This is a genomic window from Pseudomonas sp. AC532 (genome assembly GCF_979258965.1).
Map to the genome: position 1 here is coordinate 2332947 of NZ_OZ409888.1, position 16594 is coordinate 2349540.

At 63.3% G+C, this 16594-nt stretch carries 15 protein-coding genes and 1 pseudogene; 5 read left to right on the forward strand and 11 right to left on the reverse strand.

What is annotated here, in order from left to right; genetic code table 11:
- Window positions 1-48 precede the first annotated feature (48 nt).
- A complete protein-coding gene (gene araD1 / locus ACZ0AV_RS11175; RefSeq protein ID WP_499151079.1) occupies window positions 49-1047 on the reverse strand; it encodes an AraD1 family protein in 999 nt (332 codons plus the stop codon).
- A gap of 116 nt (window positions 1048-1163) precedes the next feature.
- On the opposite strand from araD1, the gene ACZ0AV_RS11180 reads away from it, so the two are divergent.
- The gene (locus tag ACZ0AV_RS11180; protein ID WP_499151080.1) at window positions 1164-2084 is read left to right on the forward strand and encodes a LysR family transcriptional regulator; all 921 of its coding nucleotides are present in this window, start codon (window positions 1164-1166) and stop codon (window positions 2082-2084) included.
- A gap of 118 nt (window positions 2085-2202) precedes the next feature.
- On the opposite strand, the gene ACZ0AV_RS11185 is transcribed toward ACZ0AV_RS11180, so the two are convergent.
- On the reverse strand, window positions 2203-3192 hold the full coding sequence (locus ACZ0AV_RS11185) for a TRAP transporter substrate-binding protein (protein ID WP_499151081.1): 990 nt from the start codon (window positions 3190-3192) through the stop codon (window positions 2203-2205).
- Window positions 3193-3507: 315 nt separating this feature from the next.
- Between ACZ0AV_RS11185 and ACZ0AV_RS11190 the strand changes: the two genes are divergently transcribed.
- On the forward strand, window positions 3508-4629 hold the full coding sequence (locus ACZ0AV_RS11190; RefSeq protein WP_499151082.1) for a methyltransferase: 1122 nt from the start codon (window positions 3508-3510) through the stop codon (window positions 4627-4629).
- 141 nt (window positions 4630-4770) lie between these two features.
- Here ACZ0AV_RS11190 and ACZ0AV_RS11195 read toward each other — a convergent pair whose 3' ends face one another.
- From ACZ0AV_RS11195 to ACZ0AV_RS11205, 3 genes are all read right to left on the reverse strand, one after another.
- On the reverse strand, window positions 4771-6090 hold the full coding sequence (locus ACZ0AV_RS11195; RefSeq protein WP_499151083.1) for a TldD/PmbA family protein: 1320 nt from the start codon (window positions 6088-6090) through the stop codon (window positions 4771-4773).
- The gene (locus ACZ0AV_RS11200) at window positions 6090-7532 is read right to left on the reverse strand and encodes a TldD/PmbA family protein (RefSeq protein ID WP_499151084.1); all 1443 of its coding nucleotides are present in this window, start codon (window positions 7530-7532) and stop codon (window positions 6090-6092) included. The genes ACZ0AV_RS11195 and ACZ0AV_RS11200 overlap by 1 nt, the downstream gene beginning before the upstream one ends.
- A gap of 97 nt (window positions 7533-7629) precedes the next feature.
- Window positions 7630-8193, reverse strand: a complete 564-nt coding sequence (locus ACZ0AV_RS11205) for a TetR/AcrR family transcriptional regulator (protein WP_499153345.1) — start codon at window positions 8191-8193, stop codon at window positions 7630-7632.
- 176 nt (window positions 8194-8369) lie between these two features.
- Between ACZ0AV_RS11205 and ACZ0AV_RS11210 the strand changes: the two genes are divergently transcribed.
- Window positions 8370-9026 (forward strand): glutathione S-transferase, encoded by a 657-nt coding sequence (locus tag ACZ0AV_RS11210; RefSeq protein WP_499153346.1) that lies wholly within the window; start codon window positions 8370-8372, stop codon window positions 9024-9026.
- 158 nt (window positions 9027-9184) lie between these two features.
- Here the strand turns inward: ACZ0AV_RS11210 and ACZ0AV_RS11215 are convergent.
- Both ACZ0AV_RS11215 and ACZ0AV_RS11220 read right to left on the reverse strand, forming a co-directional pair.
- Window positions 9185-9442: pseudogene (locus tag ACZ0AV_RS11215) on the reverse strand (TldD/PmbA family protein); the annotation flags it as partial.
- Between the two features lie 62 nt (window positions 9443-9504).
- On the reverse strand, window positions 9505-10419 hold the full coding sequence (locus tag ACZ0AV_RS11220) for an AraC family transcriptional regulator (RefSeq protein ID WP_499151085.1): 915 nt from the start codon (window positions 10417-10419) through the stop codon (window positions 9505-9507).
- A 203-nt stretch (window positions 10420-10622) separates the two neighbouring features.
- Between ACZ0AV_RS11220 and ACZ0AV_RS11225 the strand changes: the two genes are divergently transcribed.
- Together ACZ0AV_RS11225 and ACZ0AV_RS11230 are read left to right on the forward strand one after the other, a co-directional pair.
- A complete protein-coding gene (locus tag ACZ0AV_RS11225; RefSeq protein ID WP_499151086.1) occupies window positions 10623-11771 on the forward strand; it encodes an NADH-dependent flavin oxidoreductase in 1149 nt (382 codons plus the stop codon).
- Window positions 11772-11928: 157 nt separating this feature from the next.
- Window positions 11929-12717, forward strand: coding sequence for a transporter substrate-binding domain-containing protein (locus ACZ0AV_RS11230; RefSeq protein ID WP_499151087.1), 789 nt, complete (start codon window positions 11929-11931; stop codon window positions 12715-12717).
- A 193-nt stretch (window positions 12718-12910) separates the two neighbouring features.
- Here the strand turns inward: ACZ0AV_RS11230 and ACZ0AV_RS11235 are convergent, their stop codons facing one another.
- From ACZ0AV_RS11235 to cydB, 4 genes are all read right to left on the reverse strand, one after another.
- A complete protein-coding gene (locus tag ACZ0AV_RS11235; RefSeq protein ID WP_499151088.1) occupies window positions 12911-13747 on the reverse strand; it encodes a nitrate- and nitrite sensing domain-containing protein in 837 nt (278 codons plus the stop codon).
- Window positions 13747-14880 carry a methyl-accepting chemotaxis protein gene (locus ACZ0AV_RS11240; protein WP_499151089.1) on the reverse strand — a complete coding sequence of 378 codons (1134 nt, stop codon included), beginning with the start codon at window positions 14878-14880 and terminating at the stop codon, window positions 13747-13749. The genes ACZ0AV_RS11235 and ACZ0AV_RS11240 overlap by 1 nt, the downstream gene beginning before the upstream one ends.
- A gap of 559 nt (window positions 14881-15439) precedes the next feature.
- Window positions 15440-15589, reverse strand: coding sequence for a DUF2474 domain-containing protein (locus ACZ0AV_RS11245; RefSeq protein ID WP_499153347.1), 150 nt, complete (start codon window positions 15587-15589; stop codon window positions 15440-15442).
- A complete protein-coding gene (gene cydB / locus ACZ0AV_RS11250) occupies window positions 15586-16593 on the reverse strand; it encodes a cytochrome d ubiquinol oxidase subunit II (protein ID WP_070880112.1) in 1008 nt (335 codons plus the stop codon). Before cydB ends, ACZ0AV_RS11245 begins: the two co-directional genes overlap by 4 nt.
- Window position 16594: the final 1 nt, after the last annotated feature.

Here is a 16594-nt window from a genome sequence, read left to right on the forward strand (position 1 = left end):
CTCCTGTGCAAAAACCAAGCGGGGCCTGAAGGCCCCGGTGAATGCTGTTTAGAGGGCGGTAACACCGCCTGGCTCGAGCGGCTCGTCGGCCGCTACCAGCCCGTTGCGCAAGGGTGCGCCAAACTCGTTCATTTCGATCTCGAAGGTATCGCCAGGCTGGGCCTTGATACCGTCGGCATAAGACAGCGTAGCGGTTCCGAAGTAATGCACATGCACATCACCCGGGCGCAGGAACTGCTGGTACTTGAAGTGGTGGAACTCCAGGTTCTCCAGGCTGTGGCACATGTTTTCCTCACCGCTGAGAAACTCCTTCTCCCACAGCACGGCGCCATCGCGGTGAATGCGGCTGGTGCCGGACAGGTGCGCCGGCAGCTCACCAACGCGCAACTCCGGACCGTAGGCGCAGAAGCGCAACTTGGAATGCGCCAGGTACAGGTAGCTGCGGCGCTCCAGCACGTGGTCGGAGAACTCGTTACCCAGCGCATAACCGAGGCGATATGGCTTGCCGTCGTCACCGATCACATACAGCCCGACCAACTCGGGCTCCTCGCCACCGTCTTCGGCGAACACCGGTACCGGCAGGTCGGCGCCGGGGCGCACGACGATGCCGCCGTCGCCCTTGTAGAACCACTCCGGCTGCGCGCCGACCTTGCCTGCACCGGGCTTGCCGCCTTCCAGGCCCCAGCGGAACATGCGCATGGTGTCGGTCAGCGCGGTCTCGTCTTGAGCGGCCTTCTGCTGGTGCATCTTGTCGCGGGTCGCAGCGCTGCCCAGGTGGGTCAGGCCGGTGCCGGTGATCAGGCAATGCGCCGGGTCTTCATGATCCAGCGGCGGCAGGATACGTCCGCTCTGCTGCAGCTCGGCATACGCCGGGCCGGTGTCGCTGCCGCGGCTATCGACTTCGCCCTGCAGGCTGCGCCCGGCGCGGATCGCCGCGAGCGCCAGCTCACGGGTGCTGGCAACGCCGCGCACGGTGCGGACGGTGTCGCCGCCGACAACGCCAACCTGGCGATGGCCCTCGGTGGATTCGAACTGGATCAGTCGCATGGCTTATCTCTCTTGTTTGGCGGTTGGCCCGAACGGGTATAGGGCAGACTTTACGAACTGCGCGCCAGCCTGCCTAATGACAGGCTCTGATCAAGCAATAACCGATGGTTATCACCATGCTCGCTTCCCTGCCCGCCCTGGTTTCCCGACTGCGCCTCAAACAGCTGCGCCTGCTGATCGCCCTCGACGAGCAGGGCTCGCTGCACAAGGCCGCCGAAGCCGTGGCGATCAGCCAGCCGGGGGCGACGAAAGCGCTCAACGAAATCGAATCGGCATTCGGCACGCGTCTGTTCACGCGTACCAGCCAGGGGTTGGAGGCCAATGACCTGGGGCGCTGCGCGATTCGCTACGCGCGGCTGATCCACAGTGACCTGGCGCACCTGCGCGAGGAGATGCTGGGCATCCTGCAGGGCCAGGGCGGGCGTTTGGTGGTGGGGGTGATCATGGGCGCGGTGCCTCACCTGACACGCGCACTGTCGCGCTTGCGGGCGCGCCAGCCGGAGCTGTCGGTGGAAATCGTCGAAGACACCAGCGCGCGGCTGCTCAGCCTTATCGATCAGGGCCGCCTGGACCTGGCAATCTGCCGCACCAGCGTCAGCCGCCGGCCAGATGACTACGACTGCCTGAGCCTGCATGACGAACAGCTGAAGGTGGTGGCCAACACCGCGCACCCGCTGGCTTCCACGCCGGGCCTGAGCCTGGCGCAGTTGGCCGCCTACCGCTGGGTGGTGTTCCCGGCGAACATGCCGATGCGCCTGGTGCTGGAGCGGGCGTTCAGCGACGCCGCGCTGGAGTTTCCACGTTACCCGCTGGAAACCGCCTCGACCTTCGCCACCCTGATGCTGCTGCAGGAAGACCCGCATCTGGTGGCGCTGATGCCGCGAGAAACCGCCCAGTCGGCGGCGCGGTTCGGCACGCTGGCGTGCCTGGAGCTGGATCAGGTGTTGCGCAGCGAGCCCTACGGGGTGATCAGCCGGCGCGGCGCGCCGCTTTCATCACCCGCCCGTTTGCTGCTGGAGGAGCTGCGCGCTTCGTAGTTGTAGGGTGGATGACGCTTTTTTCATCCACCATTACGATTGCAGCGGTGGACGGGTCGGGCCGCGTAGGTGAAGCGTCGTCCACCCTACGAACTGCGTGCCGAGCCGACAGAGGTGCTCAGCGCCGATTGACGGTCTGCGCCGCACGCAGCACATCAGCCCCGATCTCCGCCTCGAACCGCTGCCACACCGGGCGCATCGCTTCACGCCAGGCCTCGCGCTGCTCGGGCGTCAGGGTGAGGATCTGCGCGCGACCGGCGGCAACGATCTGCTCGCGGCTCTTGCGGTTCAGCTCCTCGGCATCCTGGTTAACCTTGAAACTCACTTCCTCGATGATCGCTTCAAGCTGCGTACGCAGCTGATAGGGAATGCTGACCCAGAACTTGGAATTGCTGATCAGCATGTAGTTGAGCGAGCCGTGGTTGGTTTCGGTGATGAACGGCTGCACGCTGTCGAGCTTCTGGCTGGCCAGGTTCGACCAGGGGTTTTCCGCACCCTGCACGGTGCCCTTCTGCAGCGCCGCCAGGGTTTCGCTGAAAGCCAGCTTGCTGGTGGTCGCGCCGATCTGCGCGAACTGCGCCTCCAGAACTGGCGATGGCTGAATGCGGAACGCCAGGCCCTTGGCATCGGCCGGCAGCTTCAGCGCCCGGTTGGCGGAGAGCTGCTTCATGCCGTTGTTCCAGTACGCCAGGCCGTAGATGTCGTGGCTCGCCATGGAGCGCAGCAGCTCGCGGCTCTTCTCGCGTTTCTGGAAGCGCTTCACCGCCTCCAGGTCATCGAACAGGAATGGCAGGTCGAACACCTGCAGTTGCTTGGTGTAGGCATCGAACTTCGACAGCGACGGTGCCAGCAGCTGCACCTTGCCATCGCGCAGGGCCTGCAGCTCGTCGTCGTCACCGAACAGCGTGGAGTTCGGGTACACCTCGACCTTCACCTTGTCGCCCAGGCGCTCTTCCACCAATTGTTTGAACAGCAGCGCGCCTCGGCCCTTGGGGGTGTCTTCGGCGACCACATGGGAAAACTTGATGACGATGGGCTCGGCGGCGGTGGCCGACGTGCAGATCAGCAGCAGCGCTGACAGGGCAATGGACAATACGGACTTGGACATGCAACACCTTGGCAATGGCAGGCGAAGGCGCATGCGCGAGGCAGGCACCTGAAGGAAATAGAGTTATCGAGTGACCTCAAGCGAGGTATCGGTGAAGCGCTGTCGGCTGCGCCCGACGCGTGGCGCGGGTGTCCGACTATTATTGGAGGGGCTGCGGCAACGGCTCGGGCTAACCGGCGCGTTTTGGCAGGTGCGCGATTCTTGTCGATCCCCCGCCGCCGAACAAGCCGCAATTACGCCAACTGCTGCACAGCTTGAAGATTCAATAGCCGCGCCATGGCAGAATGCGCGCCGCCACACCATCACGAGATCAGCATGTCGTCGTCCTTCGTCACCCCGTTCGCCACCCTGGAACTGCAGCGTCAGCCCGAGCAGCCCGGCATGCCGCTGCAGGCGTTCGACGCCGCCGACGCCTACCTGCTCGAGCAGGCTCAGGCGCTACCTGCCACCACCCGCGTGCTGGTGCTCAACGACAGCTTCGGCGCATTGGCCTGCGCGCTGGCTGGGCGCGCCCAGGTCACCAGCAGCGGTGACTCGCACCTCGGCCACCTGGCGCTGCGCCTGAACCTGGCGCGCAACGGCCTGGCCGAAGATGCCGTGACCTTCGTGCCGGCCAGCGAGCCGGTACGCGGGCCCTTCGATCGGGTGCTGATCCGCGTACCGAAAACCCTGGCGCTGCTGGAAGAACAGCTAATCCGCCTGCACGGCCAGCTGGCGCCGGGCGCCCAGGTGATTGCCGGCGGCATGATCAAGCACCTGCCGCGTGCGGCGGGCGACCTGCTGGAGAAATACATCGGCCCGGTACAGGCCTCGCTGGCGGTGAAAAAAGCCCGCCTGCTGCATGCCACGCCAGAAGCCAAAGCCGCACCGACCTCGCCCTACCCGACCCGCTACCGCCTCGACAAGCCGGCGCTGGAACTGAGCAACCACGCCAACCTGTTCTGCCGCGAAGGCCTGGACATCGGCACCCGAGCGTTTCTGCCTCACCTGCCAAAGCATCTGGACAACCGGCGGGTCGCCGACCTGGGCTGCGGCAACGGAGTGCTGGGCATCGCCTACGCACTGAACAGCCCTGGTGCCGAGCTGACCCTGGTGGACGAGTCCTACATGGCCGTGCAATCCGCCACTGAGAACTGGCGGGCCGCGCTAGGCGACCGCCCGGTAACCGTGCGCGCCGGTGACGGCCTGGCCGAACAGCCGGCCGACTCGCTCGACCTGGTGCTGTGCAACCCGCCCTTTCACCAGCAACAGGTGGTCGGCGACTTCCTCGCCTGGCGGATGTTCCAGCAGGCGCGTAACGCCCTGGTCACCGGCGGCGAGCTGTGGATCGTCGGCAACCGCCACCTGGGTTACCACACCAAGCTGGCGCGCCTGTTCCGCGGCGTCGACCAGGTGGCGGCCACGCCGAAGTTCGTGGTGCTCAGGGCGACCAAATAAGCGTGTCGGGTCAGCTTGCATGTTTGGCAGACTCTCTACCGCTCCCCGGGTATCGCTGCGCTCAACGCCGGGCTACCAGAGCGTTGTGACCGCGTAGCCTGCGGTTGAGCGCAGCGATACCCAGGAACGGGCACCGCCGACCTACAGCGTCAAGGTAAAGCGCGACAGCAATGCCCCCGGCAACGCCATCGAGCCGGTCTGCCGGGCGCCATAGGTGCCGTTCGGCAACAGAAGCTCCGGCTCACGGGTCAACGCTTCCAGATTCGGGCCGAGGAAATCGAACAGCGAATCGTCGAAACGCATGGTATCTACCGGCGCCTGGATGCGGCCGTTTTCGACCCAGAAAGTGGCGAAGCGGGTCATCCCGGTGAGGCGCCCGGCCGGCAGGTCGGAGAAGTTGCTGTACCAGAGGTTGCCGATATACAGCCCGGTGCCGAGGCGTTGCAGGATCTCGCCCTCCTCCAGCTCGCCGCCGTGCAGGTGTAGCGCGAATGGGTACTCGCCACTGCCCGCGCCGTTGGCGATCAGCCCGTGTTCGGCGGCGCTGCGTGAGCTGACCAGGCGTTCGCCCGGCCGCCCTGCGCTCACCAAACGCAGCGGCTGGCGCGGCCCCTCGCGGGTGAAGGCCGGCGCCAGGCCACCTTCGATACGCTCGTCGAGCGTCAGCTTGTCGCTCAGGCTGGCGCTGCCGGCGAACAGCCGCTGCAGCGGGCTGCCACCGGTGGCCAGCGCCTCGGCGGAAAAGCCCCAGGCGAACAGCCCGAACAGTTCCTCCAGCGCCGCTGGCGTCAGGTAAGCGCGATAAGCGCCCGGCTTCAGCTCATGGGCAGGCTTGCCCAGGTACTCGAGTTGCTCGCGGGCGAATGTCAACTTGCGGGCAAAAGCCTGAGCATCCCACTGCTCGCCGGCGTAGATACTTTTCACTGCCTGGCCGTTCTGGTGGAACAGGCTAAATTCGAAGTTGAAGCTGCTCGCCGCGTGCCAGCCAAAGGCGCCCCAGGAACTGGCGAAACCCTGGTACTGCGGCCCGGCGGCGTAGAAGCCGACCAGATCCAGCCCGGCCGAGGCCTCGACGATTTGCGCGATGGCCGCCTCGCTGTACTGAGCCGCCTCACCCGCCGCAGTCTCGCTGCGCCAGGCCTCGCGGTTCAGGCGCAGGTAGGGGTCGTCGGCGAGCGTCGGCAATACCGCGCGCAGGCGCTGCAACGCCTGGTCGAGACGCGGCCGGTCATCGTCGATCACCCCGCTCAGGGCCAGTTCGAAGTCGCCATGCCGTTCGCCCTGATACAGCGCCAGGGTGGCGTACACCTGCTGCACCTGGCCGGCCTGGCGCACGCGGGCGTGGTTGAAGCGGATGAAGTCCGAGGCCTCGGCCTGGTACTCCAGGGTGAAACCTTCACCGGCCTGCAGTTGGGTAGTGAGGTAGGCGAGCAAATCCTCGAAATGCCGACGTGCGTTCATCAGGCGACCCCCCCAAATACATCGATATCGGCGAACACGCACGCTGGCGTGGCGTGCCCGACGCGGATCACCTGGTTCGGCTCGCCCTTGCCGCAATACGGCGTGCCCAGCACCTCGAAGGTACTGGCGTCGCCGACCGCCTTGAGGTTGCGCCAGAAGCGCGCGGAGATGCCGCGGTAGTTGGGGTTCTTCACCACGCCCTTGAGTTCGCCGTTCTCGATCAGCCGGCCCCACTCGCAACCGAACTGGAATTTGTTGCGCGCGTCGTCGATCGACCAGGAGCGGTTGTTGCTCATCAGAATGCCGCGCTCGATACCACCGATGAGCTGCTCCAGCCGCTGCGCGCCGGGCTCGACGTTGAGGTTGGCCATGCGGTCCAGCGTCGGCCGGTTCCAGCTGCAGGCACGGCTGTTGGCCACGCCGGCCAGCCCGCTGCGCCACTGCGACAGCGCGCCACCGAGCGGCCGCTGCAGGATGCCCTCGCGGATCAGGTAGTCGCGCTGCGCCGGGGTGCCGTCGTCGTCATGGCGATAGCTGGCCAGCTCGCCCGCGACCGTCGGGTCGAAGGTGACATTAAGCAACGGCGAGCCGTACTGATAGCGGCCGAAATCTTCCTGGCGAATAAAGCTGGTGCCGGCGAAATTGCGCTCGTCACCGAGGATACGATCCAGCTCCAGCGGATGGCCGATGGACTCGTGGATCTGCAGGATCATCTGGTCCGGCATCAGCAGCAGGTCGCGGTGGCCACTCGGCGTATTCGGCGCCAGCAACAGCTGCAGCGCCTCGTCGGCGATACGACCGGCAGTGCCGACTACGCCCAGCTCATCGATCACCTCGGCACCGCCCTGGCGCGCCAGATGAGTACCGCCGAAGCTGCGGCTCTGGCTGTCGGCGCCATCACTGGCGGTAACGCCTAGCTGCGGAAATACATAGTGCTGAGCGCGGCGCAAACGGGCGCCGACGCTGTTGAGGTAGATCTGCTCGGTGGCGGTAAAGCTCAGGCCGGCATACCAGTCCACCAGCCGTTCGTCCCGCGGCACCCGCGCCGACTCGGCCGCCAGTAGCTCGTACCAATGTGCCGGGCTGGCGAGAGTGCGCTGGTAACCGGGCATCACGTCATCGGCCTGCCCATGGGGCACCGGCAGCTCATGCAGATCGAGCAGATTGCGCCCCGCCAACTGCCGCGCCAGCCGCTCAGCCTTGTCGAGCGCCGCCTGCAACCCGGCCTGGCTGAGATCGCTGGTAGCCGCGTAGGCCTCCACGCCAGCGACGCGCACGCTGAGCATGGCGCCCGCATCGTCGGAAAACGACGGCGCCCGCGCCACATCGCGGCGCACCCAATAGCGCTCGGTGGTCTCCCGCACATGGCGCAGTGACCAGAAGTCGGCGGTGGAGTGCAGGGTAGCGAAGCGGCGTTGGAGGGTTTCGCTGAGGGCGAACATGGAATCCCCTTTGAATGGCGGTAAGGAGGACAGTCTAACAACCCTGCAAGGCTGCACGTGACGGAGGCTATTGTGTGTCAGCCACAAAGCCTGAAACTCAGGCAGGCAGGAGCCCAGCCTTCCGGTAGCCATCCAGAAGCGAGTCGAACAACGCGATATCGGCGCGGCTGCGGGCCATGAGCTGGGCACCGGCAACGGCAGCAAAAATCGCGTTTGCTCGCTCCTCGCACGCTGCCGGATCGCCGAGCCCGGCCGCAAGCAAAACCTTGGAAAGCCAGGCCACGTTCACGGTGGCGAACGCCTGCACCTCGCTCTTCACTTGCGAGGGAAGGTCTTCGTACTCCGCGGCCATGAAACTGCAAAGGCACAACCTGTTGTCGCTCTCGAGCGACCGTCGAAAAATCGAGGGATACCGCTGCAGGCATTCAAGCGGGCTGTCAGCCCCTGCCTGCATCGCCTGCAGTTCGGCTGCAGTGTCTTCCCAGTAGCGCCTGGCTACCGCAGAACCGAGATCGGCCTTGCTGGGAAAGTGGTAGTAGATACTCGCGCTCTTGATGCCCACTGCAGCCGCCAGGTCGCGGAAATTCAGCCCGCCGTAGCCATGGGACTGCGCCGCCTGCTTGGCAGCCGCCAGGATGGCTTCTTTTGCATTTGTACTCACACCGCCACCTTTCCGGTTAGAAGATGACTTGGATGCTAACCGCAACTCACTAACCTGCCAACTGATAGATAGGCATTGACAGCAGGAGAAATGAGCCTATACCTATACCTACCAACTGATAGATAGGTATTCACATGAACACTTCACACCTCCACACCGACACCCGCCATTCGCCGATGAAAATCTACGACTGGTACAACGGCCCTTACCCGGCGCGAGTTCGCATAGCGCTCGCAGAGAAAGACCTTTTCCAAAAGGTTGATTTCGTATCGATCAACCTCTGGAAAGGTGAGCACAAGACGCCTGAGTTTCTCGAAATAAACTACTCGGGCACGCTTCCGGTTCTGGAGCTGGAGGACGGCACCCGCATCGCGGAATGCACGGCTATCACCCAGTATCTGGACGATCTGGATGGCTCACCCACGCTTACCGGCAAAACCGCCGTTGAGAAAGGTCTGATCCACATGATGACCAAGCGCGCCGAAATCGAGTTTCTCGATGCCGTGAGCCTGTACTTTCACCATGCCACCCCGGGCCTGGGCCCACACGTCGAGCTCTATCAGAATGAGGAATGGGGCCTGCGCATGCGCGACAAGGCCGTACGAGGCATGCGCTACCTCAATGATGTATTGAAGAGCCAACCATTCGTAGCTGGATCGTCGTTTTCCATGGCAGATATCGCCGTGATTGGCGGCATGATCTTCTCGACGCTCGTGGAGCTATCGGTTCCCGAGGAATGCGAAGCGCTTCGCGAGTGGTACGCCCGGATGCAAAAGCGCCCCAGCGTAGTGGCGTGGGCCGCACTGGTTGAAAAAGGCGAGCCATTGGGTTGACCGTTGCGGCTAGCCACAGGATGGTCTGATATACGCTGCAAGACACGAGGGCGGAAAACGCGAAACTTGTCCGCCGCTTTCAAAGCACCTGGCGATAGCTGGCCCGCTCGCCCGTAACCTTCGGGTCGAAGGTCACGTTGAGCAATGGTGAGCCGTACTGCCAACTGCTCGGCCCGCTCCAACGCGGCCTGCAACCCGGCAAGGCTGAGATCGCTGTTGGCCGCATAGGCTTCGACGCCTGCATAGCGCGCAATCAACATGGCGCCGGCATCGTCGACCAAGGACAGTACCTGCGCCACATGCCGCCTAACCCAGTAGGACTCCCGGCTTTCCTGCACATGGCGCAGCGACCAGAAATCGGCATGGCTTTTCAGCGCGGCGAAGCGGCGTTGCAGGGTATCGCAAAGGGCGAACATCGAGGCTCAGGCAAAGGAGGCCAGTATGAGAACCCCGCAGTGCGATCAACCACGCACTATTCTCAGTAGGCATGGCTCTCTCTCAGCCCTCGCACCCGTTTTATATCGCGGTTCGGCGGGTAGCCGAATAAACGGCTGTACTCGCGGCTGAACTGGGAGGCGCTCTCATAGCCGACACGGGTAGCTGCGCTCCCGGCATCCAGGTGTTCATTGAGCATCAGTTGCCGGGCATCGAGCAGGCGCAGGTTTTTCAGATACTGCAGGGGGCTCATGCCGACCACAGCACGAAAATGCTGACGAAATGTCGACGGGCTCATGTGTGCTCTAGCCGCCAAGTCATCCATCGGTACGCTCTCGGTGTAATGCTGCTTGAGCCAGGCAACGACCTTGGCCACTTGCTGGCTCGGCGAGCCCACCGCAATCAGACGGCGCAGGCTGGGGCCATGCCCACCACTGAGCAAGCGAACCACGATCTCCTGCTGGATCAGCGGTGCGATGGAGGAAATCAGCGCCGGCTCGGCCAGTAGCCGGATCAGCCTGGTCAACGCCTCCTGCAGCCCAGTATCCAGCGCTGCCAGGGATATTCCGCGCCCTGCTGAAGCCTGAATAGGCGTCGCAAACTCCATTTCCGCTGCCACCTGGGCAATCATTCGTGCATCCAGTTGCAACCACATGCCGAGGAAAGGCTCTGCCGAACTGGCGCGAGTGACATAGGCGACCACGGGCATGTCCACAGTGGTGATCAGCGTTTGCCCTGGGCCGTAGTCGAATATCTCGTCGCCCAACATCAACCGCTTGCCGCCCTGCACGATCAGCGCCAGGCCCAGACCGTAGATACAGGGCATAGGCTCAGTAGTGGAACTGCAGCGGCGCATCTTCAACGTCGGAATCGCAGTGTCGTAGTCCCCATCAAATTGGGCAATTTCCGCAATCAAATCGGAAAGTCTGTCGATACCCGCGCCAGCCTTAAGCGTCATTTAAATCCCCATTAAATTGGTCGCCCACCATTGACCTAGATGAAAAAAGCTTAGCAGCGCGTCTAACAAGCCACTCGACAAACGAGCGATCCTCATCAAATCAGGCAAAAAACAAAACGATTCCGGCAACCGCCCAGCATCCCTTCGCCGTGATACTGCCCCCCAACCACGATGCCCTATTCAGCTCACGGAGATGCAGTGCTATGACGTCTAGCGAATCGAGGCTGTTCCAGCCTCTGACTTTCAACAATGGCCTGACCTTGCGCAACCGCGTCGTCATGGCACCGATGACCACATGGTCGGCAAACCCCGACGGCACCCTCTCCGCACAAGAGCTCGCCTACTACCGCGCTCGCGTCAACGGCGTTGGCCTGGTGATTACCGGCTGCACCCACGTAACGCCAGACGGCATCGGCTTCACCGACGAGTTTGCCAGCTACGACGACAGCTTTACCCCCAGCCTGCGCAGCCTCGCCGAGGCAGCCAAGAGCGGTGGTGCGCCGGCGATCCTGCAGATATTCCATGCCGGCAACAAAGCCTTGCCGTACCTGGTACCCGATGGCCGCGTAGTCAGCGCCAGCGCACTCAAGGTGCCACCGAGCCCATTCAACAACGCCGAAGTGACCAGCGATGCACTGAGCGAAACAGAAGTCGAGACGATCATCAAAGCCTTCGGTGAAACCGCTCGCCGCGCCATCGAGGCCGGTTTCGACGGCATCGAGCTGCATGGCGCGCATGGTTTCCTCATCCAGAACTTCTTCTCGCCCCTGTACAACCAGCGCGACGATCAGTGGGGTGGCTCGCTTGAAAACCGCATGCGTTTCCCCTTGGCCGTGGTGCAGGAAGTGCAGCGCGTCATCGCCGAGCACGCCAAGCAGCCGTTCCTGCTGGGCTACCGCATATCGCCGGAAGAATCGGAAGAAGGCGGGCTGCGCATCGACGACAGCTTCGTGCTGATAGACCGACTGATTGAGGCTGGTATCGATTACCTCCATGCCTCGCTCTTCAACATCCCGCATGCTCGCCCGATAGGCCATGAGCGCACGACCGCCGAGCTGCTTGCCGAGTATGTCGGTGAGCGCCTGCCGCTGATTGCTGCGGGCCTTATCCGCACGCCCGAGGACGCAGAGCAAGCGCTGAACGCCGGCCTGTCACTGGTCGCCGTCGGCCAGGGCCTGGTGATAAACCCAACTTGGGTGGAACTCGCAGGCCAAGGCAAAGCAGCCGAGATTGCCACCGAGCTCGACCCCAAGCTCGTGCCGAACCTGTTGATCCCTGACAAGCTGTGGGGCGTCATCCAGATGGCAAAGGGCTGGTTCCCCCTCCTCGAGGACACCCCCGCAAGCGCCTGATGGATGCCGGATTGGTGGACAACGCGAAGCTTGTCCGCCTTTTTCAGAGCACCTGATGCAGAACACGCCCCCTTCTCTGGGCCTTGCTCCAGCCATGCTCTTGTCCTTACCTTGTCCGCTCGCTTTACCCCGCCCTCAACCGCGAGCCTCATCCACCATGAAAAATCTAAAAATCAGCGCCATCACCACCCTGCTTATCGGCCTGTCGGGTTTTGCCCAGGCTCAGGAAACGCCATCACACCTGGACAAGGTGCTGGAGAAGGGACAGCTGGCGGTGTGCACCACTGGTGATTACAAGCCCTACACCTTCCTGCGTCAGGACGGCGGGTACGAAGGCATCGATATCGAGATGGCCCAATCGCTCGCACAGAGCCTTGGGGTGAAGGTGCAGTGGGTACCGACCACCTGGAAAACCCTGATGCCGGATATGGTGGCGGGTAAGTGCGATATCGGCATGGGCGGCATTTCGGTGACGCTGGAGCGCCAGAAGAAGGCCTTTTTCAGCAGCACCCTGGATGTCGACGGCAAGATTCCGCTGGTGCGCTGTGAAGACGTTTCGCGCTACCAGACCATCGAGCAGATCAACCAGCCTTCGGTGCGTTTGATCGAACCGGCCGGCGGCACCAACGAGGCCTTTGCGCGAGCCCACCTGCCGAAAGCTCAGCTGAACTTCCATGACAACAAGACCATCTTCCAGGAGCTACTGGATAAGCGCGCCGATGTGATGATCACCGACTCGTCCGAAGCCCTGTATCAGCAGAAACGCATGCCCGGCCTGTGTGCCGTCAACCCGACGGACTATATGCAATACGGCGAGAAAGCCTACCTGCTGCCCCGCGACGACATGACCTGGAAAAGCTACGTCGATCAGTGGCTGCACTTGAGCAAGGCCACCGGCGCCTATCAGAAGACGCTAGGTCACTGGCTGGCGGTGCCGGGGCAATAACGATCCAACATGAGGCCCCCTTGGCTGGTGGTGACGGGGCAGTATGGGAACGAGTGGCGTGGTGGATCAACTACTGGCGGTTAGGCTTGACGAGTCGTCAGGCAGTAACGGATACGCAGCAGCGAATGTCAGCAGCATGCTGCTTCGCGGGCATTGCGATCTGGTTCGCTAGCAAGGCGCCACCGAGCGCTGTTCAAGCCTGAGGCTGCAGTTGCTGCAACGCCGTATCGACCAGGCCCAGCAGCTCCTCGATGGCTTGGGTGGCGTACTGAAAGTAAACTTTTGCAACGATGGTGGGTTGCTCCTGGCCGAGGAGTTCCCGGTCGATGCACAGCAAAAACGCATCGATCACCTGCTGGCGCTGGGACAGGCGGAACAGCTCACGCTGAGGTTGCAGGGTAACGAAGGCGTCAGCTGCCAATTGCTCGATCTTCTGGTAGAGAAAACGTAGCCGTATCCGCTGCTCGGCGCTGCTCTTGCCTGCAGCGGCTATTCCGGTGCCCAGCGCCCGGGCCTGGCCAGCCCATTCGGCCGCCTGCACCACCTCGCGCCAGATGCACGGCAGGTAGCCGAAGTCGGCACGACCTTCGCTGAGGTCGACTTCGCTGGCCACGTCTTCCATCAGAAAAATGCTGTTGCGGATGATCAGGTGATGCTGTGCCAGGCTGTTGGCTGCATCGGTGCTGCGCCCTTCATGGAGGCGCGACCAGTGATCGATCAGGCCGTTCCAGGCATCGCCGTGGCTACCACTGAAGCCCGCGGCGGTGCGCATATGCTCGTCCAGCGACTGCCGGGTTGCGGCCAGTTCCTGGCTCAGCCCGACGTCGCCACAGAGCACGCCGTTGCTCAGGCCTCGATGGCGCTGGAGCCCGGCGATCAGGACGCGCAACAGGGCCAGCTGACGAATATTGGAGCGAATGTGCGCCTGCCTGTGTCGCAGCCGACGGTGATGCAACACGAAGATCAGCAGCGCCAGAGCGATCAGCACGCACGCGGCAGAGGCGAAGCCGTACCATGCATCCATAGTCATTACCCCGTCAGACTCGCCAGATGATGGGCGATGGCGCGCGCCTGGTCGGCTGCTTTGAGGTTATCGACATTGCCCTGGCGCACGCGGTCGGACAGTTCGGCGATTTCCGCCACCGCCTTGCCCTGCTGCTCGGTGCTGACGGCCACCTGGTCGACTTGCTCGGTCAGTTGCCGGGTGCACTGCTGAACCTGCTCGAGCAGGCAGCACACCGTTTCTGAGCTGCTTGCGCTGTATCGGGCCATCTCGCTAAGGCCGGCCACCTTCACCGTGGCACTTTGTATGTGTTGTTGCACCGCGACGATGTTGCGGCTGATTTCTGCCGCCGACTCCTGGCTGTGCAGGGCCAAGCGTCTGACCTCGTCGGCGACGACGGTGAAGCCGCGACCACTTTCACCGGCGCGCGCGGCCTCTATCGCTGCGTTCAGCGCCAGCAGGTTGGTCTGGTCGGCGATACCCCGGATGGTGCCAGACATCTGATTGATGGTATGCGAGTTGGCGTTGAGCAACAGAATCAGCTCGTTAGTGGTTTCCGCCTGTTGGCTCATATCCGCGACCTGCTGAACCAGCTCGCCGAGCCGCGCAATGCCATCACTCAGTTGCCCGCTAGCCACCAGACTGCTCTGCCGCGACTGCTCGGCCAACGCCGCGACCTGGACGATGCTTGCATTCAATTGCTCGACAGCGGCCGCCGCCATGCTCGCCGCGTCGCTCTGATCCTCGGCGTTGCGAGTCACCAGCACGGCGCTACGCTCAAGCTCTCGGGAGGAATGCGATATCTCGTCCAGGCGTTGCTGCAGAAGCTGTTGCTGGCGGCGCTCATGGTGCAGCCATTGCTGCAGGCTGCGACCGATCGGCTGCAGTAATGTCCAGTCGGTGCCCAAGGGCTCCTGGCCCGCCTGCTCGGCATGCGACTCGTGATAGCCCTGCAACAGCAGCAGCTCGTGCCACAGGAGCCATAGGCTGGAAATCGCGAGGTAGGCCAACAACGCCCAGGCCAGCAAGGCCGGTTGCGCGGTCGCCCACAGGGTCAGGGCAGTGCTCGTCAGGGCGATGCCGAGCAAGATGCGCAGCATGCCAACGACGCCCAGTTCGCGCAGCACCAGCAGCACGGGGTAGCTAAGCCACTTCATCATTTTATTCTCCGCCGAGCGCCGCAAATGATTTCGCTTAGCGGTTGCCAAGGCATGGCAACTTCAGGCGCTACCGTCCAGGCCATATCCGCAAAAAAAACGCCTGAAGCACCGCGATCAAAGCCGCAGTGCATCAGGCGCCATTGCCCTGCAGGATGAACCCTGCCCGTATATTTCGTGAAGGACGCAATGCAGAAACGATGCCAGCGCGCCGAAAACGCTCCGAGGGTGCTGCCAGGCGGCACCTGGCCAGTATCCAACACGGATCGAGATGCACGTTGCTCACCAGCTTGGTGCGCGGTTCGGCACACAGGCGCGAAGTTCGCTCACGGCTCCGCCTTGGCGAGCGCCTGCTGGCCTAAGGCGCCCTCAGCCCCGCCGCGCTAATGAACAGCGAATAGCCCGAACATGCGTAGGTCCAACGGCGGACAACGCGGAGCTTGTCCACCGCACTCAGAGCACCCAGTCAGAACACGGGCCTGCACGGCATGTGCCCCCGCTCTAGGTCTTGCCCTGCTACGTTCGGAACATTCCACGCTCTGCTTAGGAATGATCAGCGCTGCTACGGCGTACTCAACCCCGCCGCATTCATGAACAGCCGCAGCAGGTACGACACCAGCCCCAAACTCAGCACGCTGACCGTCCAGATGCCGGCCAGCCAGGCGATGCGTTGCCAGAGGGGTTTCTTTTCGGTGGGTTTGCCTGGCATCAGTGGTACCCCTGATCCGGTGTGACCTTGCCGCGGAACACGTAGTAGCTCCAGGCGGTGTAGACGAGGATGATCGGGATGATCAGCAGTGCGCCGACCAGCGCGAAGCCCTGGCTTTGTGGCGGCGCGGCGGCCTGCCAGATGGTCAGCGAGCCGGGCACGATATTCGGCCACAGGCTGATGCCCAGGCCGCTGTAGCCGAGGAAGATCAGCGCCAGGGTCAGCACGAAGGGCTTGCTGTTGTCGTAGTTGGCCACCGAGCGCAGCAGGTAGAAGAAGCTCGCCAGCACCAGCAGCGGCACCGGGGCGAACCAGAACAGGTTGGGCAGGGTGAACCAGCGCTCGGCGATGCTCGCCTGGGACAGCGGCGTCCACAGGCTGACGATGCCGATCACCGCCAGCAGGGCCAGCGCCAGCGGGCGGGCCATGTCGTGCATCTGCTGCTGCAGGCGACCTTCGGTTTTCATGATCAACCAGGTGCAGCCGAGCAGTGCGTAAGCGGCGATCAAGCCCAGGCCGCTGAACAGCGGGAACGGCGCCAGCCAGTCCAGCGAGCCACCGGAAAACGCCCGCCCCTCGACCGGAATGCCTTCGATGAAGGCGCCGAGCGCCACGCCCTGGAAGAAGGTCGCCGCCACCGAGCCGCCGATAAAGGCCTTGTCCCAGATGTGCCGCTTGTGATCGCGGGCCTTGAAACGGAACTCGAAGGCCACGCCGCGGAATACCAGCCCCAGCAGCATGAAGATCAACGGCAGGTACAGCGCACTGAGCACCACCGAGTAGGCCAGCGGGAACGCTGCGAACAGCCCGGCGCCGCCGAGCACCAGCCAGGTTTCGTTGCCGTCCCAGACCGGCGCCACGGTGTTCATCATGATGTCGCGCTCGCCCTTGTCCGGCACGAACGGGAAGAGAATGCCGATGCCCAGGTCGAAGCCGTCCATGATCACGTACATCATCACGCCGAAGACGATGATCACCGCCCAGATGATCGAGAGATCGATACCCATG

What these genes read in the sequence shown, in the direction of transcription:
- ACZ0AV_RS11230 (WP_499151087.1), top strand. Translation starts at nt 11,929, where the DNA reads ATGAAAAATCTAAAAATCAGCGCCATCACCACCCTGCTTATCGGCCTG.
- ACZ0AV_RS11235 (WP_499151088.1), bottom strand. Translation starts at nt 13,747, where the DNA reads ATGACTATGGATGCATGGTACGGCTTCGCCTCTGCCGCGTGCGTGCTG.
- ACZ0AV_RS11180 (WP_499151080.1), top strand. Translation starts at nt 1,164, where the DNA reads ATGCTCGCTTCCCTGCCCGCCCTGGTTTCCCGACTGCGCCTCAAACAG.
- cydB (WP_070880112.1), bottom strand. Translation starts at nt 16,593, where the DNA reads ATGGGTATCGATCTCTCGATCATCTGGGCGGTGATCATCGTCTTCGGC.
- ACZ0AV_RS11190 (WP_499151082.1), top strand. Translation starts at nt 3,508, where the DNA reads ATGTCGTCGTCCTTCGTCACCCCGTTCGCCACCCTGGAACTGCAGCGT.
- araD1 (WP_499151079.1), bottom strand. Translation starts at nt 1,047, where the DNA reads ATGCGACTGATCCAGTTCGAATCCACCGAGGGCCATCGCCAGGTTGGC.
- ACZ0AV_RS11200 (WP_499151084.1), bottom strand. Translation starts at nt 7,532, where the DNA reads ATGTTCGCCCTCAGCGAAACCCTCCAACGCCGCTTCGCTACCCTGCAC.
- ACZ0AV_RS11220 (WP_499151085.1), bottom strand. Translation starts at nt 10,419, where the DNA reads ATGACGCTTAAGGCTGGCGCGGGTATCGACAGACTTTCCGATTTGATT.
- ACZ0AV_RS11185 (WP_499151081.1), bottom strand. Translation starts at nt 3,192, where the DNA reads ATGTCCAAGTCCGTATTGTCCATTGCCCTGTCAGCGCTGCTGCTGATC.
- ACZ0AV_RS11225 (WP_499151086.1), top strand. Translation starts at nt 10,623, where the DNA reads ATGACGTCTAGCGAATCGAGGCTGTTCCAGCCTCTGACTTTCAACAAT.
- ACZ0AV_RS11210 (WP_499153346.1), top strand. Translation starts at nt 8,370, where the DNA reads ATGAAAATCTACGACTGGTACAACGGCCCTTACCCGGCGCGAGTTCGC.
- ACZ0AV_RS11240 (WP_499151089.1), bottom strand. Translation starts at nt 14,880, where the DNA reads ATGATGAAGTGGCTTAGCTACCCCGTGCTGCTGGTGCTGCGCGAACTG.
- ACZ0AV_RS11195 (WP_499151083.1), bottom strand. Translation starts at nt 6,090, where the DNA reads ATGAACGCACGTCGGCATTTCGAGGATTTGCTCGCCTACCTCACTACC.